Raw genomic sequence first — 26,220 nt, 5'->3', positions numbered from 1 at the left:
GGCTCCCCTACCCCCCCCCCCCCACAAAGACCCCAGTGGGGGGAGCGGGCATGCCCGCGAAGAGGCCGGTACTTACAACACAACCCTTAGGCATTGCCCCGCGTGGTACAGCGAGAACCCGGACTCATAGAACGCAGTCCGCAGCGAGGGCGCACTCACGCCCTTCATCGGCGAGAACGGAATCGGCAGGCTGCCCGCCTCCCCCTTCAGCAGGAACTCGGCAAACGCCCGGCCAATCACGGTCCCGGTGGTATTGCCCCGCCCGTTGTACCCGGTTACCGCCACCAGCCCCGGCGCCGGTTCGAACAGGCGCATCAGGTGGTCTGGGGTGAAGTCGATGCAGCCGGTCCAGTGCATTTCCCACTCGACCTTGCCCAGCTCCGGGTAATAGTGGCTCTGGATGCGGTCGGCCCAGCTGCGCACGAACCACGCCGGCTTGTTGTCGACCCGGCCCAGGCTGCCTAGCAGCAGGCGGCCCTGGTCGTCGCGACGGATGCTGCTGAGCACGGTGCGGGTGTCCCACGAGCCTTGGCCATGTGGCAGCACCTTGTCGGCTGCAGCGCCCTGCAACGGCTTGGATGCCACCTGGTAGTAGTAGCCACGGAAAAACTGCTTCTGCAGGTTGCTCCAGTCGCCTTCGGTGTAGGCGCCGGTGGAAATCACCACCTTGTCGGCGCGCACCGAACCACGTGCGGTCTTCACCCGCCAGGCATCGCCGTCACGCTCCAGGCCTTCGACCGAAGACTGCTGGAACACCTTGCCACCCAGGCGTGCCACCGCTGCGGCCAGGCCCTGGGTGTAGCCCATGGGGTTGATGGTGCCAGCGCGGCGGTCGAGCAGCGCGGCGGAAATCTTGTCGGTGCCGCAATATTCCTGGCACTGGGCGCCGGTCAGCAGCTCCACGTCGGCACCACGGCGGCGCCATTGTTCGTGGCGGGCCTCCAGGTCGGCGATACCGGTGGCGTTGTGCGCCATGTGCAGCGTGCCTTTGTGCTGGGCCTGGCAGTCGATGCCAAGGCGTTCGATCATGGCGAACACTTCGGCCGGGGCTTCGCCGAGCACCTTGTTCAGGCGGCTGCCCTGCTGCAGGCCGAGGGTGGCCTCGACATCGTCGGGGCGGATCCAGGTGCCGGCGTTGACCAGGCCGACGTTGCGCCCGGAGCCGCCGTGACCGATCTTCCAGGCCTCCAGCAGGATCACCGACTTGCCCTGTTCGAGCAGGTGGATGGCCGCCGACAGGCCGGTAATGCCGCCACCGATCACACAGACATCGGCCTTGTGCTCACCGGCCAGGGCCTGGGCGGCGACGGTCGGTTTGCTGACGAATTCCCACAAGCATTCTTGACGCAGTTCGGACATGGCCCGGCTCCAGCAATTTTTCTTGTTGGGGCCTGCGTCGCCACCAACCGCCGACAGTCCAGCTCCCACAGATTACGATCCCTGTGGGAGCTGGCTTGCCGGCGAAACGGGGGCAAAGCCCCCGCCTGCGGACATCAGTCGAACACGATACCCTGCGCCAGCGGCAGTTCGCGCGAGTAGTTCACGGTGTTGGTCTGGCGACGCATGTAGCCTTTCCAGGCGTCCGAACCGGACTCACGGCCACCGCCAGTCTCCTTCTCGCCACCGAACGCACCGCCGATCTCGGCGCCGCTGGTGCCGATGTTGACGTTGGCGATGCCGCAGTCGCTGCCCGAGGCGCTCTGGAAGCGTTCGGCTTCACGGATGTCGGTGGTGAAGATGCACGACGACAGGCCTTGTGGCACTTCGTTGTTCAGGCGCAGGGCCTCTTCGAAGTCGTCGTAGGCCAGCACGTACAGGATCGGGGCGAAGGTTTCGTGGCGCACCACGTCGCTCTGCGCCGGCATTTCGGCGATGGCAGGCGATACGTAGTAGGCGTTAGGGTACTGGTCGGCCAGCTGACGCTCGCCACCAAATACCTGGCCACCTTCATCGCGGGCCTTGGCTAGCGCGCCCTGCATGGCATCGAACGACTGCTTGTCGATCAGCGGGCCCACCAGGTTGTCCTTGCGTGGGTCACCGATGCGCACCTTGCCGTAGGCGGCTTTGACGCGGGCAACCACTTCGTCCTTGATCGAACGGTGCACGATCAGGCGGCGCAGGGTGGTGCAACGCTGGCCGGCGGTGCCGACTGCGGAGAACAGGATGCCACGCACGGCCAAGTCGAGGTCGGCGCTCGGGGCCAGGATCATGGCGTTGTTGCCGCCCAGTTCGAGGATGCTGCGGCCGAAGCGGGCAGCCACACGTGGGCCGACTTCGCGCCCCATGCGGGTGCTGCCGGTGGCGCTGACCAGCGGTACGCGCGGGTCGTCGACCATGGCTTCGCCGGCTTCACGGCCGCCGATCACCAGTTGTGCCAGGCCAGCCGGGGCATCACCGAAGGCTTTCAGGGCTTTTTCGAACAGCGCCTGGCAAGCCAGGGCGGTCAGCGGGGTCTTCTCGGACGGTTTCCATACCACCGAGTTACCGGCGACCAGGGCCAGGGCGGTGTTCCAGGCCCAGACTGCGACCGGGAAGTTGAAGGCGCTGATCACGCCGACCACGCCAAGCGGGTGCCAGGTTTCACGCATGTGGTGGCCAGGGCGCTCGGAAGCGATGGTCAGGCCGTACAGCTGGCGCGACAGGCCAACGGCGAAGTCGCAGATGTCGATCATTTCCTGCACTTCGCCCAGGCCTTCCTGGGTGATCTTGCCGGCTTCGATCGAAACCAGCTCGCCGAGGTCGGCCTTGTGCTCACGCAGCACTTCGCCGAACAGGCGCACCAGCTCGCCGCGGCGCGGGGCCGGCACGCTGCGCCAGGCTTCGAAGGCGCTCTGGGCCTGATCGATGCGGGCGATGGTCTCGGCCTTGCCGAGCAGTTTCACCGAGGCGATCTGGCTGCCGTCGATCGGCGTGTGAACAGGGTAGTCGCCCTGGGTGTAAGCCTCGGCAGCAACGCCAAGGCGCTCGAGCAGTCCAGCAACCATTTGTGCATCTCCTACATCGGGTGATGGGGTGGAAAAATGATGTGGATCAGTATTAATCCGATCACACCGGTGCAACAAACGACCTTTATTCCGCATATCATTCCGTCAGGTAATGATTTGAGCCGCAGAGACCGCTATGTCCAAACGCCTGGTGCCCTCCATGACCGCCCTGCAGTGCTTCGAAGCTGCAGCCCGCCATTTGAGCTTTACCCGTGCCGCCGAAGAGCTGCACCTGACCCAGAGCGCGGTCAGCAAGCAGGTGGCGCAGCTTGAAGACATGCTGCGCCACCACCTGTTCCTGCGTATCCGCCGCCGTCTGCAGCTGACGCCGGCGGGTAGCCTGTACCTGGCCGAGGTCAACAAGATCCTCACACAGGTGGATATGTCCAGCCGCTACGTGCTCACCTACGGCGAGCAGACCGAGATATTGAAGGTAGCCACTCAGCCGAGTTTTGGCGTGCGCTGGTTGATCCCGCACCTCAAGGGCTTTGGCAAGCGCCACAACAACATTCACCTGGACATCCGCAACGAGATGGAGCCTTTCGCCCTGCTGCAAGGCTCGGCCGATGTGGTGTTCTTCTATGGCCAGGGCACTTGGCCGGGGGCCACCTGCGTGGAGCTGTTCGGTGAGGAGGTGGTGCCGGTGTGTGCGCCGGAGTTGCTGGCCGGACGTGAACTGAACGATGCCGGGGAGCTGGCCGACCTGGTGCTGCTGCAGAGCACCTCGCGGCCGGAGGCCTGGCACGAATGGTTCCTGGAGTTGGGTTTGCAGAGCGTCAGCGCCTACCACGGGCCGCGCTTCGATACCTTCTACATGGCCTTGAGCGCCGCGCAGGCCGGGTGCGGGGTGGCGTTGGTGCCGCGCTACCTGGCGGCGAAGGAGCTGGCCGAGGGGAGTTTGGTGGTGCCATGGAACCATGCCATGCGCAGTGCCGGGGCGCATTACCTGGCGTATGCCGAGCATGCGGCGGAGGTGCCCAAGGTAAGGGCGTTGGTGGAATGGATTCGTGAGCAGTTATCGGCTTGAAGGCCTCTTCGCGGGCACGCCCGCTCCCACAAGGTACTGCATAAGGTTCAGACTGTGCACAATCCCTGTGGGAGCGGGCGTGCCCGCGAAGGGGCCCTTGAGGTCGATCAAAAAAGGAATGACACACTCACTTTTTTTCGCTTGTGAGCAAAGTGCATTCCCAGCTTTCATGTAAGCGTCCGAACCCAACCAGGAAGCTAGCGATGCCCGCCCACGATTTCGTCAGCCCCGACAGCATCCGCGCGCAGTTCTCTGCCGCCATGTCGCTCATGTACAAACAGGAAGTGCCCCTGTACGGCACGCTGCTGGAGCTGGTGAGCGAAATCAACCAGCAGGTCATGGCCCAGCAACCCGAGGTTGCCGAGGCCCTGCGCTGGACCGGCGAAATCGAGCGCCTGGATCAGGAGCGCCACGGCGCCATCCGTGTCGGCACCGCCGCAGAGCTGGCCACCATCGCCCGGTTGTTCGCGGTCATGGGCATGCAGCCAGTCGGCTACTACGACCTCAGTTCCGCCGGCGTGCCGGTGCATTCCACCGCCTTCCGCGCGGTGCACGAGCAGTCGCTGCACGTCAGCCCGTTCCGCGTATTCACTTCGCTGCTGCGCCTGGAGCTGATCGACAACCCGCAATTACGCGAGCTGGCAGAGAGCATCCTGGCCAAGCGCCAGATCTTCACCACCCGCGCCCTTGAGCTGATCGACCAATGCGAGCGCGATGGTGGCCTGAATGCCGCCGATGCCGAGGCGTTCGTGCAGGAAGCGCTGCACACCTTCCGGTGGCACCATGACGCCACCGTCACTGCCGAGCAGTACCAGCAGTTGCACGACCAGCACCGCCTGATCGCCGATGTGGTGGCCTTCAAGGGCCCGCACATCAACCACCTGACCCCGCGCACCCTGGACATCGATGCAATCCAGCTTGGCATGCCGGCCAAGGGCATCCCGCCAAAGGCCGTGGTCGAAGGCCCGCCCACCCGCCGTCACCCGATCCTGTTGCGCCAGACCAGCTTCAAGGCCCTGCAGGAAAAGGTTGCGTTCAGCGACCAGCAGGGCAGCCACACCGCGCGCTTCGGCGAAATCGAGCAACGCGGTGCGGCGCTGACGCCGAAAGGCCGCCAGCTGTACGACAAGCTACTCGACGCCACCCGCGCCGCCCTGGGTGGCGCCCCGGCCGAGGCCAATGCCGAACGCTACATGGCGTTGTTGAAGGACACCTTTGCCGAGTTCCCGGATGACCTGGCACAGATGCGTGAACAAGGGCTGGCCTACTTCCGCTACTTCGCCACCGAGAAAGGCCTGGCTGCGCGCGACCAGGACGACCGCCCGACCACACTGGATGGGCTGATCGAGGCTGGCCATGTGCACTTCGAGGCGTTGGTGTACGAGGACTTCCTGCCGGTGAGCGCGGCGGGGATCTTCCAGTCCAACCTGGGTGACGATGCGCAGGCCGAGTACGGCAGCAACGCCAATCGCGATGCGTTCGAAGCGGCGTTGGGGCTGCAGGTGCAGGATGAGCTGGCGCTGTATGCGCAGAGCGAGCGTCGGTCGCTGCAGGCGTGTGCACAGGCGTTGAACCTGGGCTCGATGTAAGGCATTGCGGCCTCTTCGCGGGCTCGCCCGCTCCCACAGGTACAGTGCCGGTTTCAAGGCATGCGATAACCCTGTGGGAGCGGGCAAGCCCGCGAAGAGGCCGGTACAGGCGATCAAAGGGCCGGCAGGATCTGCACATCCGGCAAATCCATCGCCGCCACCTCCTCTTCCAGAAACGCGCTCAAACGCCGCAACCGCTCGCCCCCTGGCCGAGTGCGCGGCCACACGAGGTAATAATCCATCCCGCTGGGCACCGCCGTCGGCCAAGGCAAGCTCAAGCGCCCCTGCGCCACATCTTCGGCCACCATCAGCAAATCACCCATGGAAATGCCGTAGCCACGCGCAGCGGCAATCATGCCCAGCTCCAGGGTGTCGAACACCTGCCCGCCCTTGAGCGAAACCTTGTCACTCAACCCCATGCGCTCCAGCCATTCCCGCCAGTCACGCTTGTCCACCGTGGGGTGCAGCAGCTCTATGCAGGCCAGCCGACGCTCGTCCCAGGGTTCCTCGTCGAGCAGGTCTGGCGCACCCACGGGGATCAGCAGCTCCGGGAACAACCTGCGCACTTCCCATTCCGGCGGGAACACCCCGTCGCTGAGCAACACCGCGCAATCGAACGGCTCCTGGTTGAAGTCCACATGGTCGACATCCATCCAGGCGCTGGTCAGCTGCACTTCGTTGCCAGGCTGCAAGTGGCGAAAGCGGCTAAGGCGCGCCAGCAACCAGCGCATGGTCAGGGTCGAGGGAGCCTTCATGCGCAGGATGTCATCCTCACCGCGCAAGGTATCGCAAGCCCGTTCCAGCGCGGCAAAGCCTTCACGCACACCGGGCAGCAGCACCCGCGCCGCTTCGGTCAGTTGCAGGCTGCGGCCGCTGCGCACGAACAGGCGGCAGGCAAAATGTTCCTCCAGCGTGCGGATATGCCGGCTGACCGCGCTCTGGGTAATCGACAGCTCTTCGCCGGCACGGGTGAAGGAGCTTAGCCGCGCGGCGGCTTCGAATGCGCGCAGGGCATACAGCGGGGGGAGCTGACGGGACATGAGGCACCTGCCATACGGGGCTGTGAAATGAATCACCGGGAAGCATATATACATGAGTCAGACTCATGCCAATGATCGCATTTATCCTTTTGTGCAAAGTTGACCAAAGCCTCAGAATCGCCCTTCGTTGATCACCCCAGGAAAAGGACTGCCCCCATGCATGTCGCGCCCACCACAGAACTCAAGGCTTTGCTGCGCCTGGCCGGGCCGCTGATCGCCTCGCAGTTGGCGCACATGCTGATGGTGCTGACCGATACCCTGATGATGGCCCGCATCAGCCCGCAAGCCCTGGCTGGTGGCGGCCTGGGCGCGGCGAGCTACTCGTTCGTGTCGATCTTCTGCCTTGGCGTGATCGCTGCGGTCGGCACCCTGGTGGCCATTCGCAAGGGCGCCAACGACATCGAGGGCGCCACCCGCCTGGCGCAGGGTGGCCTGTGGCTGGCCTGGGGCCTGGCGCTGTTCGCTGCGCTGGTGCTGTGGAACCTTGAACCGGTACTGCTGCTGTTCGGGCAAAAGCCCGAGAACGTTGCCTCGGCCGTCGAATTCCTCACCCTGCTGCCACTGGCGCTGCCCGGCTACCTGACTTTCATGGCGTTGCGCGGCTTCACCAGCGCGCTGGGCCGGTCTACGCCGGTGATGGTCATCAGCCTGGTTGGCACGGTGCTCAACTACCTGTTCAACGTGGCGCTGATCGAAGGCATGTTCGGCCTGCCCAAGCTGGGCCTGATGGGCATCGGCCTGGTCACCGCGGTGGTGTCGATGGGCATGGCCATTGCCTTGGCGCTGTATATCCGTTGGCACCCGGCCTATGCCGCCTACCCATTGCGCAAGGGCCTGTCGCGCCCTTCGCTGCCGGCCCTGCGCGAGCTGTGGCGGCTGGGCCTGCCGATTGGCGGCACCTACATGGTGGAAGTCGGCCTGTTCGCCTTTGCCGCGCTGTGCATGGGCGTGCTGGGCAGTACCGAGCTGGCGGCGCACCAGATCGCCCTGCAGATCGTCTCCACGGCGTTCATGGTGCCGACCGGGTTGTCGTATGCGGTGACCATGCGCGTGGGGCTGTACTACGGCGCCGGCAACCTGCTGGCGGCGCGCAGTGCCGGGCGGGTGGGCATAGGCTTCGGGGCGATGATCATGTTTGCCTTCGCCGCGCTGTTCTGGCTGCTGCCCGATGCGCTGGTGGGGCTGTTCATCGACCGTGACGACCCGGCATTTGCGGCGATCTTCCAGCTGGCGGTGCAGTTGCTGATGGTGGCTGCGTGGTTCGAGCTGTTCGATGGCATGCAGACGATCGCGATGGGCTCGATCCGTGGGCTGAAGGATGCCAAGACCACCTTCCTGATCGGGTTGGTGTGCTACTGGCTGGTGGGGGCGCCGAGCGCCTGGCTGTTCACCTTTACCCTGGGCGGTGGCGCGGTCGGGGTGTGGTGGGGGCTGGCGTTGGGGCTGGCGTGTGCGGCGGTGGCACTGACCTTTGGCTTTGAGTGGCGGATGAAGCGGCTTTTGGGCAAGGCAGGGGGTAGTCGAGAGGCTACCGCCTCGGCCTGACTCACTAGAGATGTTCACCTCTGGGCCGGCCCCATGGGCCTTTTCGCGGGCACACCCGCTCCCACAGGTACAGACACGGACACTGTGGGAGCGGGCGTGCCCGCGAATAGGCCCTAACGGGCAGCCTCCAACTGGCAGCCGGTCGCCTGCAGCAAGAACTCCATCAACTCCCCCACCGGCAGCGGCTTGCTGACCAGGAAGCCCTGCACCTGGTCACAGCCAAACCCGCGCAGCAACGCCATCTGCTCTTCACTCTCCACACCTTCGGCCACCACCTCGAGGTTGAGGTTGTGCGCCAGGTTGATCATGGCGTGCACCAGCTTGCGGTTCTCCTCGCGCATTTCCATCTCCGCGACAAAGCTGCGGTCCACCTTGAGCAAGGTGATCGGCAGGCTGTTTAGGTGCACGAACGAAGAGAACCCGGTACCGAAATCATCGAGCGAGAAGCGCACGCCCAGGCGCCCCAGGGCGTCCATGGTCTGGCGTACCAGCTCGTTGCGGCGCATCACCGCCGTTTCGGTGAGCTCGAATTCGAGCCAGCGGGCATCCACACCATGTTCGAGAATCAGGCGGCTCAAGGTCGCCAGCAACTGGCTGTCCTGGAACTGGCGGAAGCTCAGGTTGACCGCCATGTGCAGCGGCTCCAGGCCGCGCTCGCACAGCGCCTGCATGTCGCGCAGGGCACGGGAAATCACCCAGTAGCCCAGCGGCACGATCAGGCCGCTCTGCTCGGCCAGCGGCACGAACTCGCTGGGCGGCAACAGGCCGCGCTCGGCATGCCGCCAGCGCACCAGCGCCTCGAGGCCGACGATGCGCCCGTCGGCCAGGTTCAACCGCGGCTGGTAATGCAGCTCCAGCTCGTCCCGGCGCAGGGCGCGGCGCAATTCGCTTTCCAGATCGGCAAGGCTACGGGCGTTGCGATTGATACGCTCGTTGAACACATGGAAGGTGCAACCCTGGCTGCCCTTGGCCTGGCGCATGGCGATGTGCGCATGCCACATCAGCGGGTCGGCGCCACCCTGGGCGCGGGCATGGGCCAGGCCCAGGCTGCAGCCCAGCAGCAGGCTTTCGCCGTCGATCCAGTAGGGTTCGGCCAACGCCTCGACAATCCGCTCGGCAATCCACTCGGCACGGTTGGGGTCGCGTCGGGTGTCGATCAGCAGGGCGAACTCGTCGCTGCCCAGGCGCGCCAGTTGGTCGCCCGCCTCCAGTTGCTGTTTCAGCCGCGCCACCACCTGCAGGATCAGGCGGTCGCCGCTCTGGTGGCCAAGGGCGTCGTTGACGTGGCGGAAGTTGTCCAGGTCCAGGTGGCCGAGGGCAAGGCCACGGCCGTCGTTCTCGGCCAGGCGCGCGGTCAGCAAGGCCTGGAAGCCTTGGCGGTTGGCGATGCCGGTCAGCGGATCCTGCTCGGCCAGGCGCTGCAAGGTGGCCACCAGCACGCCGCGCTCGCGCACATGGCGCAGCGAGCGACGCAAGGTATCGGCATTGAGCTGGTCACGCACCAGCCAGTCACTGACGGCGCTGGGCGCTAACTGAGGCTCGTGGTCGAGCAGCAGGATGGTCGGCAGCTCGCAGCGCCCAGGCGCGGGCTGCAGGGCCGGGGTTGCCAGCACGACAGCCTGGCGGTCCTGGTTGAACAGGTTGTCGACCGACTCCCAGTTCGGCGCCGTCAGCAGCACGGCGCTGCCACCCTGGGCAGGCATGCACTCGCGTAGCAGCGCGCCCCATTCCGGCTCATCGGCCAACAGCAGCAAACGCAATGGTTCGACAGGCGTGGACAAGCGGGCTCCTTAGGCTTCACGGTGCAACGGAAACTGCCAGGTATGCTACTGCATTAATGAAAATGATTTTCAATTTAATACATGTTTTTACGGGTGTAGCATCCCGACGTATTTTGTCGTGCATCCTGCGCGAAACTGCGCCAGCCGGCAAATCCCGTTTACATATTTGACTCAGACGTCAGACGGTCGCGCCACAAACGCCCCATGCCTGTTAGAATGCGCGGCTATTTTCTGGCGACCCCCGGTTTCTAGCATGTCCCGACTCAATCCCCGGCAGCAGGAAGCCCGTGACTATGTCGGCGGCCCTCTTTTGGTGCTCGCCGGCGCAGGCTCGGGCAAGACCAGCGTGATCACGCGCAAGATTGCCCACCTCATTCAGAACTGCGGCATCCGTGCCCAGTACATCGTGGCGATGACCTTCACCAACAAGGCCGCGCGCGAGATGAAGGAACGGGTCGCCACCCTGCTGCGCCCGGGGGAAGGCCGCGGCCTGACTGTGTGCACATTCCACAACCTGGGCCTGAACATCATCCGCAGGGAGCACGAGCGCCTGGGCTACAAGCCGGGTTTCTCGATCTTCGACGAGTCCGACATCAAGGCGTTGCTGTCGGACATCATGCAGAAGGAATACTCCGGCGACGACGGCATCGACGAGATCAAGAACATGATCGGTGCCTGGAAGAACGACCTGATCCTGCCCGCCGAGGCCCTGGAGAAGGCGCGCAACCCGCGCGAGCAGACTGCCGCCATCGTCTACACCCACTACCAGCGCACGCTCAAGGCGTTCAACGCGGTGGACTTCGACGACCTGATCCTGCTGCCGGTCAAGCTGTTCCAGGAGCACCCCGATGTGCTGGAGCGCTGGCAGAACCGCGTGCGCTACCTGCTGGTGGACGAATACCAGGACACCAACGCCAGCCAGTACCTGCTGGTGAAGATGCTGATCGGCATGCGCAACCAGTTCACCGTGGTAGGCGACGACGACCAGTCGATCTACGCCTGGCGTGGTGCCCGGCCGGAAAACCTGATGCTGCTCAAGGAGGACTACCCCTCCCTGAAGGTGGTGATGCTGGAGCAGAACTACCGCTCCACCAGCCGCATCCTGCGCTGCGCCAACGTGCTGATTGCCAACAACCCGCACGCGTTCGAGAAGCAGCTGTGGAGCGAGATGGGCGTGGGCGACGAGATCCGCGTCATCCGCTGCAAGAACGAGGAAGCCGAGGCCGAACGCGTGGCCATGGAAATCCTCACCCTGCACCTGCGCACCAACCGCCCGTACAGCGACTTTGCCATCCTCTACCGCGGCAACTACCAGGCCAAGCTGATCGAACTGAAGCTGCAGCACCACCAGGTGCCATATCGCCTGTCGGGCGGCAACAGCTTCTTCGGCCGCCAGGAGGTCAAGGACCTGATGGCCTACCTGCGTCTGCTGGTGAACCCGGACGATGACAACGCCTACCTGCGGGTGATCAACGTACCCCGCCGCGAAATCGGCTCCACCACCCTGGAAAAGCTCGGCAACTACGCCACCGAGCGCGGTATTTCGATGTACGCCGCCAGCGAGGAGCTTGGCCTGGGCGAGCATCTGGACGCCCGCTATACCGAGCGCTTGCAGCGCTTCAAGCATTGGCTGGACGGGGTGCGCCGCAAGGTTGCCCTGGAAGATCCGATTGCCGCGCTGCACGAGATGATCCGCGATATCGACTACGAGAACTGGATCCGCCAGCAGACCGCCAGCGACAAGGCGGCCGAGTTCCGCATCAGCAACGTCTGGTTCCTGGTCGAAGCGCTGAAGAACACCCTCGAGAAGGACGAAGAGGGTGACATGACCATCGAGGACGCCATCGGCAAGCTGGTGCTGCGCGACATGCTCGAGCGCCAGCAGGAAGAGGAAGAGAACGCCGAAGGTGTGCAGATGATGACCCTGCATGCCTCCAAGGGCCTGGAATTCCCATACGTGTTCATCATGGGCATGGAAGAGGAAATCCTCCCGCACCGCTCCAGCATCGAGGCCGACACCATCGAAGAGGAACGCCGCCTGGCCTACGTGGGCATCACCCGCGCGCGCCAGACCCTGGCCTTCACCTTCGCCGCCAAGCGCAAGCAGTACGGTGAAATCATCGACTGCACGCCCAGCCGGTTCCTCGACGAACTGCCGCCGGACGACCTGGCCTGGGAGGGCCTGGACGATGCGCCGGTCGAGGTAAAGGCCGCACGGGGCAACAACGCCCTGGCCGATATCCGGGCAATGCTCAAACGCTGATCAACCATTACTCTTTAACTTTGCCGCTATTTGCGGCGACCTTTGTTACATCGAGGAATACCACAGTGGAAGCACTGCATCAGAAGATTCGCGAAGAAGGCATCGTGCTTTCCGATCAGGTTCTCAAAGTCGATGCGTTTCTCAACCACCAGATCGACCCTGCGCTGATGCAGCTGATCGGTGACGAGTTCGCCCGCCTGTTCGCCGACGCGGGCGTGACCAAGATCGTCACCATCGAAGCCTCGGGCATTGCCCCGGCGGTGATGACTGGCCTGAAGCTGGGCGTGCCGGTGATCTTCGCCCGCAAGCACCAGTCGCTGACCCTGACCGAGAACCTGCTGACCGCCTCGGTGTATTCCTTCACCAAGCAGACCGAGAACACCGTGGCCATCTCGCCGCGTCACCTCAACAGCAGCGACCGCGTGCTGGTGATCGACGACTTCCTGGCCAACGGCAAGGCGTCGCAGGCCCTGATCTCGATCATCAAGCAGGCCGGCGCCACCGTGGCCGGCCTGGGTATCGTGATCGAGAAGTCGTTCCAGGGCGGCCGTGCCGAGCTGGACAGCCAGGGCTATCGCGTCGAGTCGCTGGCCCGGGTGAAGTCGCTGGAAGGTGGTGTGGTTACCTTCATCGAGTAATCGCGGCGCCTGCTTCGCGGGCGTGCCCGCGAATGGCCTCAATCCTCTCTATCTGGCAGCCGCCAACCCCGCCAGCAGCAACCGCTGGTAAAGCTCTTCCTTCAGCCCCTGCGGCTGATCCAGCTGCATCCGCACAAGATGCCTCGCATAGCCCTCCGGCCCCGGCGCATCCAGCGCTGCCTTGCCCAGCTCCAGCACCTCGCTCAGCTTGAACTTGCTCTTCAACCAGTTCAGCGCCCGCAGCAAATCCCGCTCTTCAGCCGTAAAGTCCGTGCCCAGCGGATACTCCGGGAACAACCGCGAATGCCGCGCCCTGATCGCCTCCAGCCGCTGCGGCGTATTGTCGGTAGAGCACGCCTCCAGTTGAAAATCCTTGGCCAGCTTGCCGGCATCCTTTGCCTGCTCGATCAGCCCCTGCTGGAACCGCGAATCACATACCGCCAGCAACCGCGCAATCACCTCGCTGTCGGTCTGCCCACGCAGGTCGGCAATGCCGTACTCGGTCACCACGATATCGCGCAGGTGCCGGGGGATGGTGCAATGGCCATAGTTCCAGAACAGGTTCGAGGTCACCTCCCCGCCCGCCTCACGCCAGCTGCGCAGCAGCAGGATCGAACGCCCGCCCTCCAGCGCATGGCCCTGGGCGACGAAGTTGTACTGCCCGCCCACGCCACTGAGTACTCGGCCATCCTCCAGCTGGTCAGCCACCCCAGCGCCAAGCAGGGTCATGCCGAATACGCTGTTGATGAAGCGCGCATCGCGGCGTTGCCGGCGCTTGAGCTCCTCCTGCCCGTACAGCTCGTTGATGAAGCTGATACGAGTCATGGCAAACCGTGCGCGCTGTTCCAGCGGCATGTCGCGCAAGCGCTGGTAGAACGCCTGGGGGCCGAGGAAGAAACCGCCATGCAGCACTGCCGCCACCTGCTCGTCCGCCGGGCGCCGCAACAGGCCCGCTTCGGCCAGCGCCAGCAAGCCGTTGACGAACATCTCGCTGCAGCCGTACAGGCCTTGGGCGAAGGTATCCAGGCCCCCTTCCCGTTCGATCAGCGCTTGCCACGAGCCAGCACCCAGCGCGTCGAGCACGGCACGATAACCGGCGTTGTCACCCTGACGCGCCAGCAATGCGGCAGCTACCGCATCGCCCATGGCACCAATGCCGATCTGTAGCGTGCCGCCGTCGCGAACCAGGCTGCTGGCGTGCAGGCCGATGCAGTGGTCCTGGGTGTTGACCGGCATGTTCGGCGTGGAGAACAGGCGGCGTTGCTCGGCTGTATCGATCAGCAGGTCGAACGTGTCGATGGGTAGCTCGGCGTCACCCGGCATGTAAGGCAGCTCGGCATGCACCTGGCCGAGCATGAGGATGGTCTCGCCGGCAGCGCGGCGCTTGGCGATCATCGGCAGCAGGTCGAGGGTGATGTCGGGGTTGCAAGCCAGGCTCAGGTGCACCGGCCTCTCGGGCGTGGCGGCCACCAACTGCGCGATCAGGTTCAGGCCCTTGGCGTTGATGTCACGTGCTGCGTGGCTGTAGTTGCTGCTGATGTAGCTTTGCTGGGCCGAATCGCTGTGCAGCAGGCTGCCGGGTTGCATGAAGAATTGTTCCACCTGGATGTTCGGCGGCAGGCTGTCGTTGCGCAGGTCGGCGAGGTAGGTAAGTTCTTCATAGTCGGCGAAGACGCGCTCGACGAAGGGCTCGAGAAAGCGCCGCTGCAGGCCATCGCCCAGTGGCGGGCGGCCGAGGGACAGGGCGGTGTAGATAGTAAGGCGCCGTTCGGGCAGCTCGCGGATGCGGGCGTAAAGCGCATTGACGAAGGCGTTGGGCTTGCCCAGGCCCAGCGGCAGGCCCATGTGGATATGGGCTGGCAGGCGCGACAGGACTTGCTCGACGGCCTGGTCGATGGAGCAGAGGTGCATCGGGGCCTCCTGAGACATCCATGGGTTCAGGGGTTGGACATGGGCCTGAAGTATTTGGTTGCCTGTGCCGGCCTCTTCGCGGGCTTGCCCGCTCCCACAGGAACACCGCTGCCGACAGGTCCCGTGACAACCTGTGGGAGCGGGCAAGCCCGCGAAGAGGCCGGCACAGGCACCACAAAAACAAAGCCCGCCATCAACGGCGGGCTTCATGCAATTCAGCTGTTTCTCACAGCCCGGACATCTTCTTGATCGCCCCTTTCAGGTCGTCATCCGAGCAGTCTGCGCAGGTGCCTTTCGGTGGCATGGCGTTGATGCCGGTAATGGCCTTGGCCAGGATGCCGTCCAGGCCGCCCTGGTGGTCGGCGCGTTCCTTCCACGCCGCGGTATCGCCAATCTTCGGTGCGCCGAGCAGGCCGGAGCCATGGCAGGCATTGCAGTGCTTGGCGATGATCTCGTCCGGCGTCTTGGCACCACCGCCACCTGCGGCGGCGGCCACTTCCATGCCCTTGCACTCCTGGCCCTGGACGCACACCTGGCCAACCGGCTCCAGGCGCTTGGCGATCTCATCATTGGTCGCAGCGGTTGCGCTCATTGCCCAGAGGGCGAATACGGCTGCTGGTACGGCCAGCATCTTCTTGATTTGGTTCACGCGAACACCCTCATGGTGGCTAATCACGCTCGCGGCCACGGATCGGCGAGCGTTGAAAAGTATAGCGGGAACCCAGAGGCCGTGAAACGACCCCACACGGGAAAGGGGTATTGCCGAATCAATGCACTGCGCTGGATCAAAAGTTTGAAGGCGTCGCCGCACTGATCAGCCGCGCCGGCCGGTCGAACGGGTTGCGAAAGCGGTGTGGGCGGGTGCTTTCGAAGTAGTAGCTGTCACCCTCTTCAAGGATGAAGATCTCGTTGCCGACTACCAGCTCCAGGCGGCCTTCGAGCAGGATGCCGGTTTCCTCCCCGTCATGGGTAAGCATTTCGGCACCCGTGTCCGCACCCGGTGGATACACCTCGGTTAGAAAGGCGATGGCACGGTTGGGGTGCGACTTGCCGACCAGCTTCATGGTCACCGCACCGTCGGAGATATCGATCAGCTCATGGGCCTTGTAGACGATCTGCGTGGGGCTTTCAGGTTCCAGTTCGACCGAAAAGAACTCGACCATCGACATGGGAATGCCGCTCAGCACCTTGCGCAGCGAGCTGATCGACGGGCTCACGCTGTTCTTCTCGATCATCGAGATGGTGCTGTTGGTCACGCCGGCACGCTTGGCGAGTTCACGCTGGGACAGGCCCTTGAGCTTGCGGATGGCTTGCAGTCGTTCGCCGACGTCCAAAGCTGGAGCCTCCTGAAACGGTGGAAAGGGGGGTGGATGTGAACGATATCATGGCAATGCCGTTCAGTATTTACAACACACCGCCCTTCAACCTGTCCGCTTCAGCGTGTCATTCGCCGATGTAGTCCCGCGGTACTCGCTTCAGGTTGCAGAAAATCTGGTACGGAATGGTACCCGCGTGCGCAGCCACCTCACTGGCCAGCACATGCTTGCCCCATAGTTCGACCGGGCTGCCGACGGTGGCTTCCGGCACGTCGGTCAGGTCGATGCTGAGCATATCCATCGATACTCGGCCGATCAGTTGGGTGCGCTTGCCAGCGACCAGCACCGGGGTACCGTTGGGCGCCTGGCGCGGGTAGCCATCGGCATAGCCCATGGCAACCACACCAACGCGGGTTGGCCGTGGGCTGACGAACTTGGCGCCATAGCCCACCGGCTCGCCGGCAGGCAGTTCGCGCACGCTGATCACCCGCGATTGCAGAGTCATCACCGGTTGCAGGCGCTCGGCCTCGGCCTGGGCCACTTCGAACGGTGTGGCACCGTACAGCATCAGGCCCGGGCGCACCCAGTCGCTGGGGGCCTGCGGCCAGCCCAGCACACCGGGGGAGTTGCGCAGGCTGCACTCGGCGGCCAGGCCCTGGCGGGCGGCCTCGAACACGGCGATCTGTTGGGCGGTAGCGTCGGCATCCAGTTCGTCGGCGCGAGCGAAGTGGCTCATCAGCACGATGCGCGCGACCTTGCCGCTGGCCAGCAGGCGCTGGTAGGCCTCGTGGTAGTCCTTGGGGTGCAGGCCGACGCGGTGCATGCCGCTGTCGAGCTTGAGCCAGACACTGAGCGGCTTGTGCAGCTGGGTCTTTTCGATCGCTTCCAGTTGCCACAGCGAGTGCACAACGCACCATAGGTCGTGCTCGGCGATCAGGGCCAGTTCGCTGGCTTCGAAGAAACCTTCCAGCAGTAGCACCGGGGCCTTGATACCGGCGGCGCGCAGCTCCAGCGCTTCTTCGATGCAGGCCACGGCAAAGCCGTCGGCTTCGGCCTCCAGGGCCAGGGCACAGCGTACGGCGCCGTGGCCGTAGGCGTCGGCCTTGATCACGGCGAGGGCTTTGGCACCGGTCAGTTCACGGGCCAGACGGTAGTTGTGGCGCAGGGCCTGGAGGTCGATCAGGGCGCGGGCGGGACGCATGGCGGCTGCCTTATGGTGGTTCACAGGTTGAAAACGGTGTTGAGTTCTTCGCGGGCTCGCCCGCTCCCACAGGTACTGCACAGTTTTCAATATCTGTGGTGTTCCTGTGGGAGCGGGCGAGCCCGCGAAGAGGCCGGTACAGGCGAACTTACTGCTGGTGAGCCGGCGCAGTCTGCCCGTGCTTGGCCACTTCCGGGCTGTTGCCATAACGGGAAATGTCCAGGCCTTCGGCACTGATCTGCGGCTTCTTGCGCGCAATCAGGTCGGCCAGCAGGCGACCGGAGCCGCACGCCATGGTCCAGCCCAAAGTACCGTGACCGGTGTTCAGGAACAGGTTGCGGTACGCCGTGGCACCAACGATCGGCGTGCCGTCCGGGGTCGCCGGGCGCAGGCCGGTCCAGAAGCTGGCCTGGCTCAGATCACCGCCGCGAGGATAAAGGTCGTTGACGATCATCTCCAGCGTTTCGCGCCGACGCGGGTTCAACGACAGGTCAAAACCTGCGATCTCAGCCATGCCGCCGACGCGGATACGGTTGTCGAAACGGGTAATGGCAACCTTGTAGGTCTCGTCGAGAATGGTCGAGGTCGGGGCCATGTCGGCGTTGGTGATCGGCACGGTCAGCGAGTAGCCCTTCAGCGGGTATACCGGGGCCTTGATGCCCAGCGGCTTGAGCATCTGCGGCGAGTAGCTGCCCAGCGCCAGTACGTAACGGTCGGCGGTTTCCAGCTTGCCGTCGATCCACACGCCATTGATGCGGTCACCCGCGAAGTCCAGGCGCTGGATGTCCTGGCCGAAGCGGAACTCCACGCCCAGCTTCACGGCCATTTCGGCAAGCTTGGTGGTGAACAGCTGGCAGTCGCCAGTCTGGTCGTTTGGCAGGCGCAGGGCGCCGGCCAGGATGTCCTTGACGCCAGCCAGGGCCGGTTCGACGCGAGCAATGCCGTCGCGGTCAAGCAGCTCGTAAGGCACGCCGGACTGCTCCAGAACGGCAATGTCCTTGGCCGCGGCATCCACCTGGGCCTGGGTACGGAACAGCTGGGTGGTGCCCAGGCTGCGGTTTTCGTAGGCGATGCCAGTTTCGGCGCGCAGTTCGTCGAGGCAGTCACGGCTGTACTCGGACAGGCGCACCATGCGCTCCTTGTTCACCGCGTAACGGCTGGCGGTGCAGTTGCGCAGCATCTGTGCCATCCACAGGTACTGGTCGACGTCGCCGGTGAGCTTGATGGCCAGGGGCGCGTGGCGCTCCAGCAGCCATTTGATGGCCTTCAGCGGCACGCCTGGGGCGGCCCAGGGCGAGGCATAGCCGGGCGAGATCTGGCCGGCGTTGGCAAAGCTGGTTTCCATGGCCACCGCCGGCTGGCGATCGACCACCGTTACTTCGAAACCTTGCCGGGCCAGATAGTAGGCACTGGCGGTTCCGATCACACCGCTACCAAGTACCAGAACTCGCATCGTTTTATCCCTCGCACGCGGCGCGCCGCAGACTTTTATTGAAATGGCATGAATGCGCGCAGTATAGGAATTTGAAGGCAGTGCAATTCACTATATAAAAGCCTATTATTGGCGAGAATTCTCGGCAAAATCGCCTTTCACGGAGGGGCATCCCCTATGAGAACCCAGCACCAGAGCAAGCGTGAACTGGACAAGATCGACCGTAACATCCTGCGTATCCTGCAGAATGACGGGCGTATTTCCTTCACCGAACTGGGCGAGAAAGTTGGGCTTTCCACCACCCCTTGCACCGAGCGGGTCCGCCGCCTGGAGCGCGAGGGCATCATCATGGGCTACAACGCCCGCCTGAACCCGCAGCACCTCAAGGGCAGCCTGCTGGTGTTCGTGGAAATCAGCCTGGACTACAAATCGGGCGACACCTTCGAGGAGTTCCGCCGCGCGGTGCTGAAACTGCCCCACGTGCTGGAATGCCACCTGGTTTCAGGCGACTTCGACTACCTGGTGAAGGCGCGTATTTCCGAGATGGCCTCTTACCGCAAGCTGCTCGGCGACATCCTGCTGAAGCTGCCGCACGTGCGCGAATCGAAGAGCTACATCGTGATGGAAGAGGTGAAGGAGAGCCTTTGCCTGCCGATCCCGGACTGAAGTCAGACAAGCACCTGGCGGGTAGTGGCAATGAACTGGTGGACCAGCTGCTCGGCAGCGGGCTCGATCATCTGTTCAGGGCCACGGCCACGCGGGCAGGCCAGGCGCGGGGTGGTGCCGAACAGGCGGCAGATCATCGGGCGCTCTTCATACACCGTGCAGCCGTTGGGGCCCAGATGCACACAGTCCAGGCGCTCCAGGGCGGCGTCCTGCTCGGCCTGGGACTTGCGCGGCAGGCGGGCCATTTCTTCTGTCGAAGTGGTGACCGGGCCGCAGCAGTCGTGGCAGCCGGGCTCGCACTCGAAGGAAGGGATGAGTTCGCGCAGGAAGTGGATCTTGTGGCGGTTGCAGGACATGGCTGGGTACAAGTCTGAGAACTGAGGTTGAATTATAAGGCCAATCGCCGGCAAGGCGGCTCCCACAGGTACACCGTCGGTCTCAAGTGCCACGCGGACCCTGTGGGAGCTGGCTTGCCGGCGATGAGGCCGGTTGCCCCTCCCCGAAGCCCCGGCTTATCCTCCTCCCCCTCAGCCCACCAGCCTCAGGACCTGCCCAATGATCCACAGCGCGCAGCACGCCGCCTCCTACTACGCCGCCAGCAGCGCGCCACACCCCGACCACTCCTTCCTGCAAGGCGAGCACAGCGCCGACGTGTGTATCGTTGGCGGCGGCTACTCGGGCCTGAACACCGCCATCGAACTGGCCGAGCGCGGCTTTTCGGTCATCCTGCTGGAGGCGCGCAAGCTCGGTTGGGGCGCCAGCGGGCGCAATGGTGGGCAACTGATCCGTGGCGTCGGCCACGGCCTGGAGCAATTCCTCCCGGTCATCGGCGAGGAAGGCGTGCGCAGCCTGAAACTGATGGGCCTGGAAGCCGTGCAGATCGTCCGCGAGCGTGTCGAAAGGCATGCCATCGCCTGCGACCTTACTTGGGGCTACTGCGACCTGGCCAACAAACCCGCCGAGCTGCTGGGCTTTGCCGAGGATGCTGAAGAACTGCGCAGCCTTGGCTACGCACATGAACTGCGCCTGGTCGGCAAGGACGATATCCACAGCGTGGTCGGTGCCGACTGTTATGTCGGCGGGCTGGTCGACATGGGTTCCGGGCACCTGCACCCGCTCAACCTGGCCCTGGGTGAAGCTGCCGTGGCCAGCCGCCTGGGCGTGAAGCTGTTCGAGCAGTCCGAGGTGACACGCATCGATTACGGCCCGGAAGTACAGGTGCACACCGCCCAAGGCCGAGTACGCGCCAAAACCCTGGTGCTGTGCTGCAACGCCTACCATAACGACCTCAACCGCGAGTTGGGCGGCAAGGTGCTGCCAGCCGGCAGCTATATCATCGCCACCGAGCCACTGGGTGAAGAACGTGCCCGCTCGCTGCTACCGCAGAACATGGCGGTATGTGACCAGCGCGTGGCACTGGACTACTACCGCCTGTCCGCCGACCAGCGCCTGTTGTTCGGCGGTGCCTGCCACTATTCGGGCCGCGACCCTAAGGACATCGCCGCCTACATGCGGCCGAAGATGCTCAAGGTATTCCCGCAACTGGCCGACGTGCACATCGACTACCAGTGGGGCGGCATGATCGGCATCGGCGCCAACCGCCTGCCGCAGGTTGGCCGCCTGGCAAGCCAGCCGAACGTTTATTACGCCCAGGCCTACTCCGGCCATGGGCTCAACGCCACCCACCTGGCTGCGCGCCTGCTCGGCGAGGCCATCAGCGGCCAGGAAAGCGGGCGTTTCGACCTGTTTGCCAAGGTGCCACACATCACCTTCCCCGGCGGCAAGCACCTGCGCTCGCCGCTGCTGGCGTTGGGGATGCTGTGGCATCGCCTGAAAGAGCTGATCTGAAAGCTGCGCGGTCCCTGTAGGAGCGGCCTTGTGTCGCGAAAGGGGTGCGTAGCGCCCCCCAGGTTTCAGCTTCGCCGCAAATATCGCTGGGGCCGCTCTGCGGCCCTATCGCGACACAAGGCCGCTCCTACATCGACCGCGCAACATCTGTATGGTCAGTCTTTCCAGAAGGGCTTACGCCCCTCGGCCCGGGCCTGCTCCCAGCTCAGCCCGATATCGCGCAACTCGTCATCAGTCAACTGCAGCAGCGCCCTGCGGGTGTGCCAGCGATGCAGCATCAGCCCCCAACGCCCCAACCCTTCCGGCGCGTTGAACACCTTGGCTTGCTGCCCGGCTTCCAGTTCCTTGGCCAACAGTTGCAAGCGCACATCGCTCATGCCACCCATCACCGCATCCTCTCGTTCAGTTGATACTGTGGAGAAAGCATGCGCGTCGACAGCACCGGCAATACAGATCCAATACAGCCTTATTATTCCCATACAGAATTGGCCGCAGGCCGACTGAATGCTGTATTTTCAGCGCAACTGTACCGGTCGCAACGCTATTGCAACGCAGGAGTATGCCGTGACCCTTTACCTGAACCTCGCCGAACTGCTCGGTGCCCGTATCGAACAGGGCCTCTACCGCCCCGGCCAGCGCCTGCCGTCAGTGCGCGCCCTGAGTGTGGAGCACGGGGTCAGCCTGAGCACCGTGCAGCAGGCCTACCGCATGCTGGAAGACAGCGGCATGGTCTCGCCCCGGCCCAAGTCCGGCTACTTCGTCAACGACCACCGCCACCTGCCGGCCCTGCCCGCCGTCAGCCGCCCGGCCCAGCGCCCGGTGGACATCTCGCAATGGGAGCAGGTGCTCGAACTGGTGCGCAGCACCCCACGCCAGGGCGTGATTCAACTCGGTCGCGGCATGCCCGACATCGACAGCCCCACCCTCAAGCCACTGCTGCGCAGCCTTGCCCAACTGAGCCGGCGGCAGGACATGCCCGGGCTGTACTACGACAACATCCACGGCAACATGGCCCTGCGCGAACAGGTGGCCCGGCTGATGCTCGACTCCGGCTGCCGCCTTGGCCCGGCCGACCTGGTGATTACCACTGGCTGCCATGAGGCGCTGTCCTGCAGCATTCGAGCGGTATGCGAGCCGGGCGATATCGTCGCGGTCGACTCCCCCAGCTTCCACGGCGCCATGCAAACCCTCAAGGGCCTGGGCATGAAAGCCCTGGAAATCCCCACAGACCCGGTTACCGGCATCAGCCTGGAGGCGCTGGAGCTGGCATTGGAGCAGTGGCCGATCAAGCTCATCCAGATCACCCCCAGCTGCAACAACCCTCTCGGCTACATCATGCCCGAGGCTCGCAAGAAGGCACTGCTGAGCCTGGCCCAGCGCTACGATGTGGCCATCCTGGAAGATGATGTATACGGCGACCTGGCCTACACCTACCCGCGCCCACGGACCGTCAAGTCGTTTGACGACGACGGCCGCGTGTTGCTCTGCAGCTCTTTCTCAAAGACCCTCGCCCCCGGCCTGCGGGTTGGTTGGGTAGCGCCCGGTCGTTACCTGGAGCGGGTGCTGCACATGAAATACATCAGCACCGGAAGCACGGCCAGCCAGCCGCAGTTGGCCATTGCCGACTTCATCGCCGGCGGGCACTACCAGCCCCACGTACGGCGCATGCGCAGCCAGTACCAGCGTGGCCGCGACCTGATGAGCGACTGGGTGACCCGCTACTTCCCGGCGGGCACCCGGGTCAGTCGACCGCAAGGTGGCTTCATGCTGTGGGTGGAATTACCCGAACATTTCGATACGCTGCGCCTGAACCGGGCTTTACTGGAGCAGGACGTGCAGGTTGCCGTGGGCAGTATTTTCTCGGCCTCGGGCAAGTTCCGCCACTGCCTGCGCATGAACTTCGCCGCACGGCCCACGCAGCAGATCGAAGCTGCCGTGCGCAGGGTTGGTGAAACCGCCCTTCGTCTACTGGAAGAAGAAAGCGCCGGCGCGTAACTTTGCGCCGCCCGCCACGGTCCAACCATTTAAGCCTTTGCTGCACAGGACGATCCACCCTTGAGACTCCAGCGAGCCCTGCCTCTGCTGCTGGTGCTACTGCTTGGTCTTGCCGGCTGTGCCAGCGTCGGCACGCCCCGCGAAACCAGCCAGGCGTTACCCGCCAACGACTCGGCCTTCGGCCGCTCGGTACTGCGCCAGGCCGCGCCGTACGACGGCCGCTCGGGCTTTCGCCTGCTGCCCAACAGCAACGAGGCGTTCCGCGCCCGTGCCGAACTGATCCGCAACGCCCAGGCGAGCATCGACCTGCAGTACTACATCGTCCACGATGGCCTCAGCACTCGGGCACTGGTTCATGAACTGCTGCGCGCCGCCGACCGTGGCGTGCGTGTGCGCATCCTGCTCGACGACACCACCAGCGACGGCCTGGACGTCATCATGGGCACCCTCGATGCCCACCCGAACATCCAGATACGCGTGTTCAACCCGCTGCACCTGGGCCGCAGCACCGGCGTGACGCGCGCGGTGGGCCGCTTGTTCAACCTGTCGCGCCAGCATCGGCGCATGCACAACAAGCTGTTTCTGGTGGACAACAGCATGGCCATCGTCGGCGGGCGCAACCTGGGCGATGAGTATTTCGATGCCGAACCCAACCTCAACTTCACCGACATCGACTTGCTGGGTGTCGGCCCGGTGGCCGAACAGCTCGGCCACAGTTTCGACCAATACTGGAACAGCGCCCTGAGCCGGCCGATTACCGACTTTCTCTGGCGCGACCCGGACGCCAGCGACCTGCGCGCCAGCCGCCACCGCCTGGAAATTTCACTCGCCGAAGCCAGGACCCAGCGCAAAGCCCTGTATGACCGCTTGATGGCCTACCAGTCGCAGCCGCACCTGGATGTGTGGCGCAACGAACTGATCTGGGCCCATGCCCAGGCGCTGTGGGATGCGCCGAGCAAGGTGCTGGCCGATGACGAACCGGACCCGCAACTACTGCTGACCCAGCAACTGGCTCCTGACTTGAGCAAGGTGCAACGCGAGCTGATCCTGGTATCGGCGTACTTCGTGCCCGGCGAGTCCGGCCTGCTGTACCTTACCCACAGCGCCGACGCGGGTATCTCGGTCAAGCTGCTGACCAACTCGCTGGAGGCTACCGACGTGCCGGCAGTGCATGGCGGCTATGCACCATACCGGCGGGCACTGCTGGAGCATGGCGTGCAGCTGTACGAACTGCGCCGCCAACCCGGTGACCCCAGCGCCAGACACAGCTTGAGCTTCCATGGCAGCTCCGACTCGAGCCTGCACAGCAAGGCGATCGTGTTCGACCGGCGCAAGACCTTCATCGGCTCGTTCAACTTCGACCCACGTTCGGTGTTGTGGAATACCGAGGTCGGGGTGCTGGTGGACAGCCCGGAGCTGGCCGAGTACACCCGCGCGCTGGCGGTACAGGGCATGGCCCCGGCCTTGAGCTACCAGCCGACGCTGGTGGGTAACCAGATGGTGTGGGTGACCGAGGAAAATGGCAGGCGACGCATGCTCACGTCCGAGCCGGGCGGGATTTGGCGGCGGTTCAATGCCTGGATCAGCAAGGCGGTTGGCCTGGAGAAGATGTTGTAGCGGCGATTTTGGGGCTGCTTTGCAGCCCATCGCGACGCAAGGCCGCTCCTACATGGGATCGCGTATCTCCTGTAGGAGCGGCCTTGCGTCGCGATGGGCCGCAAAGCGGCCCCAAAATCCATCAGGCAGAAGCCGGCTCAAACGCCCCGCGCCGCCGGGTCAACATCACCAACCCCGCAGCCCCCGCCGCCATCAGCAACGGCAACGCATGCCCGCTGATCCACTGGCTGCCTGCCCCGGCCAGCAATGGCCCGAGCAGGCAGCCAATACCCCACAGCTGCGCCACATGGGCGTTGGCCCGCACCAGCGCATCATCCCGGTAGCGCTCACCAATCAGCACCAGCGACAAGGTGAACAAGCCCCCCGCACTGGCCCCGAACAGCACCCACAGTGGCCAGATCGCTGGTGTATGCAGCAGCACCGGGATCGCCAGGCTGGATACCAGAAGAGTGACCGCACAGCCAGTGAACAGAGCGCGCCGCGACATATGATCGGCCAGCGCACCGATGGGCAGCTGCAGCACCGCGTCGCCCACCACCACGGTACTGACCATGAAAAGGGCGATTTCGGTGCTGAAGCCCTGTTGCAGGCAATACACCGGCAACAAGGTCAGGATCATCGCCTCGAACGAGGCAAACAGGGCAATGGCCCAGGCGATCACCGGCAAGCGCCGGCAGAAGGCGAACAGGTCGCCGAAGGTGACGCTGCAGGCCTCTGTGCTGGGTGCCCCGCCACGGCCCAGGAGAATCAGCGGCGCCACCAGCAGCAGGCCGGTAGCGGCCCAGAAGCCGAAGTCGTCATCCGAGCCAAGAAAGCCCAGCACCAGTGGCCCGGCCAGCTGGCTTAGGGCATAGCTGCTGCCGTACAGCGCCACCAGGCGGCCACGCCATTGCTCGACTACCAGCTGATTGATCCAGCTTTCGCCGAGTATGAACACCACGGTCAGCGACATACCGATCAGCAACCGCAGCAGCAGCCACAGCGGGTAACTGGGCAGCAGTGCGACCAGGCCAATCGACAGCGCCCCGCCCCACAGGCACAGGCGCATGGCCGAGGGCACACCGACCCAGCCGGCCAGGCGACTGGCCAGACTGGCACCTACCAGCACGCCCAGCGCCGGCATCGCGGCCATCACACCGATGGCGAAGCTGCCGTAGCCCCAGGCCTCCAGGCGCAGGGATACCAGCGGCATGCTCACGCCGAGTGCCAGCCCGACGCTTAGCACCGATGCCAGTACGGCGAAGTAGGTACCCCAACGCATCCTTGACCTCTTGAGTTCTTGGGGCTGCTGTGCAGCCCTATCGGGGGGAAAAGAAGAGCCCCCAAAGAAAAAAAAAAAACCATAGGAGGGGGGCTGGTTTTGCCGA

General features: G+C 64.3%; 21 protein-coding genes. 9 read left to right on the top strand and 12 right to left on the bottom strand.

From position 1 onward, the window contains the following. Positions 1 to 72 precede the first annotated feature (72 nt). Positions 73 to 1,359 (bottom strand): NAD(P)/FAD-dependent oxidoreductase, encoded by a 1,287-nt coding sequence (locus ACLCGK_RS05750; RefSeq protein WP_410951469.1) that lies wholly within the window; start codon positions 1,357 to 1,359, stop codon positions 73 to 75. Between the two features lie 134 nt (positions 1,360 to 1,493). Further along, a complete protein-coding gene (locus ACLCGK_RS05745) occupies positions 1,494 to 2,984 on the bottom strand; it encodes an aldehyde dehydrogenase family protein (RefSeq protein WP_003253547.1) in 1,491 nt (496 codons plus the stop codon). 136 nt (positions 2,985 to 3,120) lie between these two features. On the opposite strand from ACLCGK_RS05745, the gene ACLCGK_RS05740 reads away from it, so the two are divergent. Next, positions 3,121 to 4,011, top strand: a complete 891-nt coding sequence (locus ACLCGK_RS05740; RefSeq protein WP_410951468.1) for a LysR family transcriptional regulator — start codon at positions 3,121 to 3,123, stop codon at positions 4,009 to 4,011. A gap of 203 nt (positions 4,012 to 4,214) precedes the next feature. Then, on the top strand, positions 4,215 to 5,600 hold the full coding sequence (locus ACLCGK_RS05735; RefSeq protein WP_410951467.1) for a VOC family protein: 1,386 nt from the start codon (positions 4,215 to 4,217) through the stop codon (positions 5,598 to 5,600). A 113-nt stretch (positions 5,601 to 5,713) separates the two neighbouring features. On the opposite strand, the gene ACLCGK_RS05730 is transcribed toward ACLCGK_RS05735, so the two are convergent. Beyond that, positions 5,714 to 6,640, bottom strand: coding sequence for a LysR substrate-binding domain-containing protein (locus tag ACLCGK_RS05730; RefSeq protein ID WP_013974772.1), 927 nt, complete (start codon positions 6,638 to 6,640; stop codon positions 5,714 to 5,716). 156 nt (positions 6,641 to 6,796) lie between these two features. On the opposite strand from ACLCGK_RS05730, the gene ACLCGK_RS05725 reads away from it, so the two are divergent. After that, positions 6,797 to 8,185, top strand: a complete 1,389-nt coding sequence (locus ACLCGK_RS05725; protein WP_410951466.1) for a NorM family multidrug efflux MATE transporter — start codon at positions 6,797 to 6,799, stop codon at positions 8,183 to 8,185. Between the two features lie 113 nt (positions 8,186 to 8,298). Here the strand turns inward: ACLCGK_RS05725 and ACLCGK_RS05720 are convergent, their stop codons facing one another. After that, complete coding sequence (locus ACLCGK_RS05720; RefSeq protein WP_410951465.1) at positions 8,299 to 9,966, bottom strand: putative bifunctional diguanylate cyclase/phosphodiesterase; 1,668 nt, start codon at positions 9,964 to 9,966, stop codon at positions 8,299 to 8,301. 253 nt (positions 9,967 to 10,219) lie between these two features. On the opposite strand from ACLCGK_RS05720, the gene rep reads away from it, so the two are divergent. Together rep and ACLCGK_RS05710 are read left to right on the top strand one after the other, a co-directional pair. Beyond that, positions 10,220 to 12,229, top strand: coding sequence for a DNA helicase Rep (gene rep / locus ACLCGK_RS05715; RefSeq protein WP_410951464.1), 2,010 nt, complete (start codon positions 10,220 to 10,222; stop codon positions 12,227 to 12,229). A 65-nt stretch (positions 12,230 to 12,294) separates the two neighbouring features. Continuing rightward, the gene (locus ACLCGK_RS05710) at positions 12,295 to 12,867 is read left to right on the top strand and encodes a xanthine phosphoribosyltransferase (protein WP_009683322.1); all 573 of its coding nucleotides are present in this window, start codon (positions 12,295 to 12,297) and stop codon (positions 12,865 to 12,867) included. A gap of 48 nt (positions 12,868 to 12,915) precedes the next feature. On the opposite strand, the gene ACLCGK_RS05705 is transcribed toward ACLCGK_RS05710, so the two are convergent. The 5 genes from ACLCGK_RS05705 to dadA form a co-directional block, all read right to left on the bottom strand. Then, positions 12,916 to 14,778 (bottom strand): acetyl-CoA hydrolase/transferase C-terminal domain-containing protein, encoded by a 1,863-nt coding sequence (locus ACLCGK_RS05705; RefSeq protein ID WP_410951463.1) that lies wholly within the window; start codon positions 14,776 to 14,778, stop codon positions 12,916 to 12,918. Between the two features lie 226 nt (positions 14,779 to 15,004). Then, positions 15,005 to 15,409 (bottom strand): c-type cytochrome, encoded by a 405-nt coding sequence (locus tag ACLCGK_RS05700; RefSeq protein WP_410951470.1) that lies wholly within the window; start codon positions 15,407 to 15,409, stop codon positions 15,005 to 15,007. Positions 15,410 to 15,563: 154 nt separating this feature from the next. After that, positions 15,564 to 16,112, bottom strand: coding sequence for a cupin domain-containing protein (locus tag ACLCGK_RS05695; RefSeq protein ID WP_013974777.1), 549 nt, complete (start codon positions 16,110 to 16,112; stop codon positions 15,564 to 15,566). Between the two features lie 109 nt (positions 16,113 to 16,221). After that, entirely contained in the window at positions 16,222 to 17,295 is a 1,074-nt protein-coding gene (alr, locus tag ACLCGK_RS05690) for an alanine racemase (protein WP_015272322.1), read from the bottom strand. A gap of 148 nt (positions 17,296 to 17,443) precedes the next feature. Then, positions 17,444 to 18,748 (bottom strand): D-amino acid dehydrogenase, encoded by a 1,305-nt coding sequence (gene dadA, locus ACLCGK_RS05685; RefSeq protein ID WP_189121450.1) that lies wholly within the window; start codon positions 18,746 to 18,748, stop codon positions 17,444 to 17,446. Positions 18,749 to 18,904: 156 nt separating this feature from the next. Between dadA and dadR the strand changes: the two genes are divergently transcribed. Continuing rightward, entirely contained in the window at positions 18,905 to 19,393 is a 489-nt protein-coding gene (gene dadR, locus ACLCGK_RS05680; RefSeq protein ID WP_003258963.1) for a transcriptional regulator DadR, read from the top strand. Positions 19,394 to 19,395: 2 nt separating this feature from the next. Here the strand turns inward: dadR and ACLCGK_RS05675 are convergent, their stop codons facing one another. Further along, a complete protein-coding gene (locus ACLCGK_RS05675) occupies positions 19,396 to 19,749 on the bottom strand; it encodes a YkgJ family cysteine cluster protein (RefSeq protein WP_410951462.1) in 354 nt (117 codons plus the stop codon). A 199-nt stretch (positions 19,750 to 19,948) separates the two neighbouring features. On the opposite strand from ACLCGK_RS05675, the gene ACLCGK_RS05670 reads away from it, so the two are divergent. Then, positions 19,949 to 21,241 carry an NAD(P)/FAD-dependent oxidoreductase gene (locus tag ACLCGK_RS05670; protein WP_085721323.1) on the top strand — a complete coding sequence of 431 codons (1,293 nt, stop codon included), beginning with the start codon at positions 19,949 to 19,951 and terminating at the stop codon, positions 21,239 to 21,241. A 155-nt stretch (positions 21,242 to 21,396) separates the two neighbouring features. Here the strand turns inward: ACLCGK_RS05670 and ACLCGK_RS05665 are convergent, their stop codons facing one another. After that, entirely contained in the window at positions 21,397 to 21,627 is a 231-nt protein-coding gene (locus ACLCGK_RS05665; protein WP_015272324.1) for a DUF1127 domain-containing protein, read from the bottom strand. Between the two features lie 178 nt (positions 21,628 to 21,805). Here ACLCGK_RS05665 and ACLCGK_RS05660 point away from each other — a divergent pair, with 178 nt between their 5' ends. Both ACLCGK_RS05660 and ACLCGK_RS05655 read left to right on the top strand, forming a co-directional pair. Then, a complete protein-coding gene (locus ACLCGK_RS05660) occupies positions 21,806 to 23,236 on the top strand; it encodes a PLP-dependent aminotransferase family protein (protein WP_410951461.1) in 1,431 nt (476 codons plus the stop codon). Positions 23,237 to 23,296: 60 nt separating this feature from the next. Further along, a complete protein-coding gene (locus ACLCGK_RS05655) occupies positions 23,297 to 24,853 on the top strand; it encodes a phospholipase D family protein (RefSeq protein ID WP_410951460.1) in 1,557 nt (518 codons plus the stop codon). Between the two features lie 121 nt (positions 24,854 to 24,974). On the opposite strand, the gene ACLCGK_RS05650 is transcribed toward ACLCGK_RS05655, so the two are convergent. Next, entirely contained in the window at positions 24,975 to 26,114 is a 1,140-nt protein-coding gene (locus ACLCGK_RS05650; RefSeq protein ID WP_410951459.1) for an MFS transporter, read from the bottom strand. Positions 26,115 to 26,220 lie beyond the last annotated feature (106 nt).

This window comes from Pseudomonas sp. S1(2024), from assembly GCF_046557535.1.
The sequence above is the reverse complement of the archived record's forward strand: the minus strand, read 5'-3'. Positions and strand labels throughout refer to the sequence as shown.

What these genes read in the sequence shown, in the direction of transcription:
- ACLCGK_RS05675 (WP_410951462.1), bottom strand. Translation starts at nt 19,749, where the DNA reads ATGTCCTGCAACCGCCACAAGATCCACTTCCTGCGCGAACTCATCCCT.
- ACLCGK_RS05745 (WP_003253547.1), bottom strand. Translation starts at nt 2,984, where the DNA reads ATGGTTGCTGGACTGCTCGAGCGCCTTGGCGTTGCTGCCGAGGCTTAC.
- ACLCGK_RS05735 (WP_410951467.1), top strand. Translation starts at nt 4,215, where the DNA reads ATGCCCGCCCACGATTTCGTCAGCCCCGACAGCATCCGCGCGCAGTTC.
- ACLCGK_RS05725 (WP_410951466.1), top strand. Translation starts at nt 6,797, where the DNA reads ATGCATGTCGCGCCCACCACAGAACTCAAGGCTTTGCTGCGCCTGGCC.
- rep (WP_410951464.1), top strand. Translation starts at nt 10,220, where the DNA reads ATGTCCCGACTCAATCCCCGGCAGCAGGAAGCCCGTGACTATGTCGGC.
- ACLCGK_RS05740 (WP_410951468.1), top strand. Translation starts at nt 3,121, where the DNA reads ATGTCCAAACGCCTGGTGCCCTCCATGACCGCCCTGCAGTGCTTCGAA.
- ACLCGK_RS05650 (WP_410951459.1), bottom strand. Translation starts at nt 26,114, where the DNA reads ATGCGTTGGGGTACCTACTTCGCCGTACTGGCATCGGTGCTAAGCGTC.
- ACLCGK_RS05700 (WP_410951470.1), bottom strand. Translation starts at nt 15,409, where the DNA reads ATGCTGGCCGTACCAGCAGCCGTATTCGCCCTCTGGGCAATGAGCGCA.
- alr (WP_015272322.1), bottom strand. Translation starts at nt 17,295, where the DNA reads ATGCGTCCCGCCCGCGCCCTGATCGACCTCCAGGCCCTGCGCCACAAC.
- ACLCGK_RS05665 (WP_015272324.1), bottom strand. Translation starts at nt 21,627, where the DNA reads ATGGGTGGCATGAGCGATGTGCGCTTGCAACTGTTGGCCAAGGAACTG.
- dadA (WP_189121450.1), bottom strand. Translation starts at nt 18,748, where the DNA reads ATGCGAGTTCTGGTACTTGGTAGCGGTGTGATCGGAACCGCCAGTGCC.
- dadR (WP_003258963.1), top strand. Translation starts at nt 18,905, where the DNA reads ATGAGAACCCAGCACCAGAGCAAGCGTGAACTGGACAAGATCGACCGT.
- ACLCGK_RS05705 (WP_410951463.1), bottom strand. Translation starts at nt 14,778, where the DNA reads ATGCACCTCTGCTCCATCGACCAGGCCGTCGAGCAAGTCCTGTCGCGC.
- ACLCGK_RS05730 (WP_013974772.1), bottom strand. Translation starts at nt 6,640, where the DNA reads ATGTCCCGTCAGCTCCCCCCGCTGTATGCCCTGCGCGCATTCGAAGCC.
- ACLCGK_RS05750 (WP_410951469.1), bottom strand. Translation starts at nt 1,359, where the DNA reads ATGTCCGAACTGCGTCAAGAATGCTTGTGGGAATTCGTCAGCAAACCG.
- ACLCGK_RS05670 (WP_085721323.1), top strand. Translation starts at nt 19,949, where the DNA reads ATGATCCACAGCGCGCAGCACGCCGCCTCCTACTACGCCGCCAGCAGC.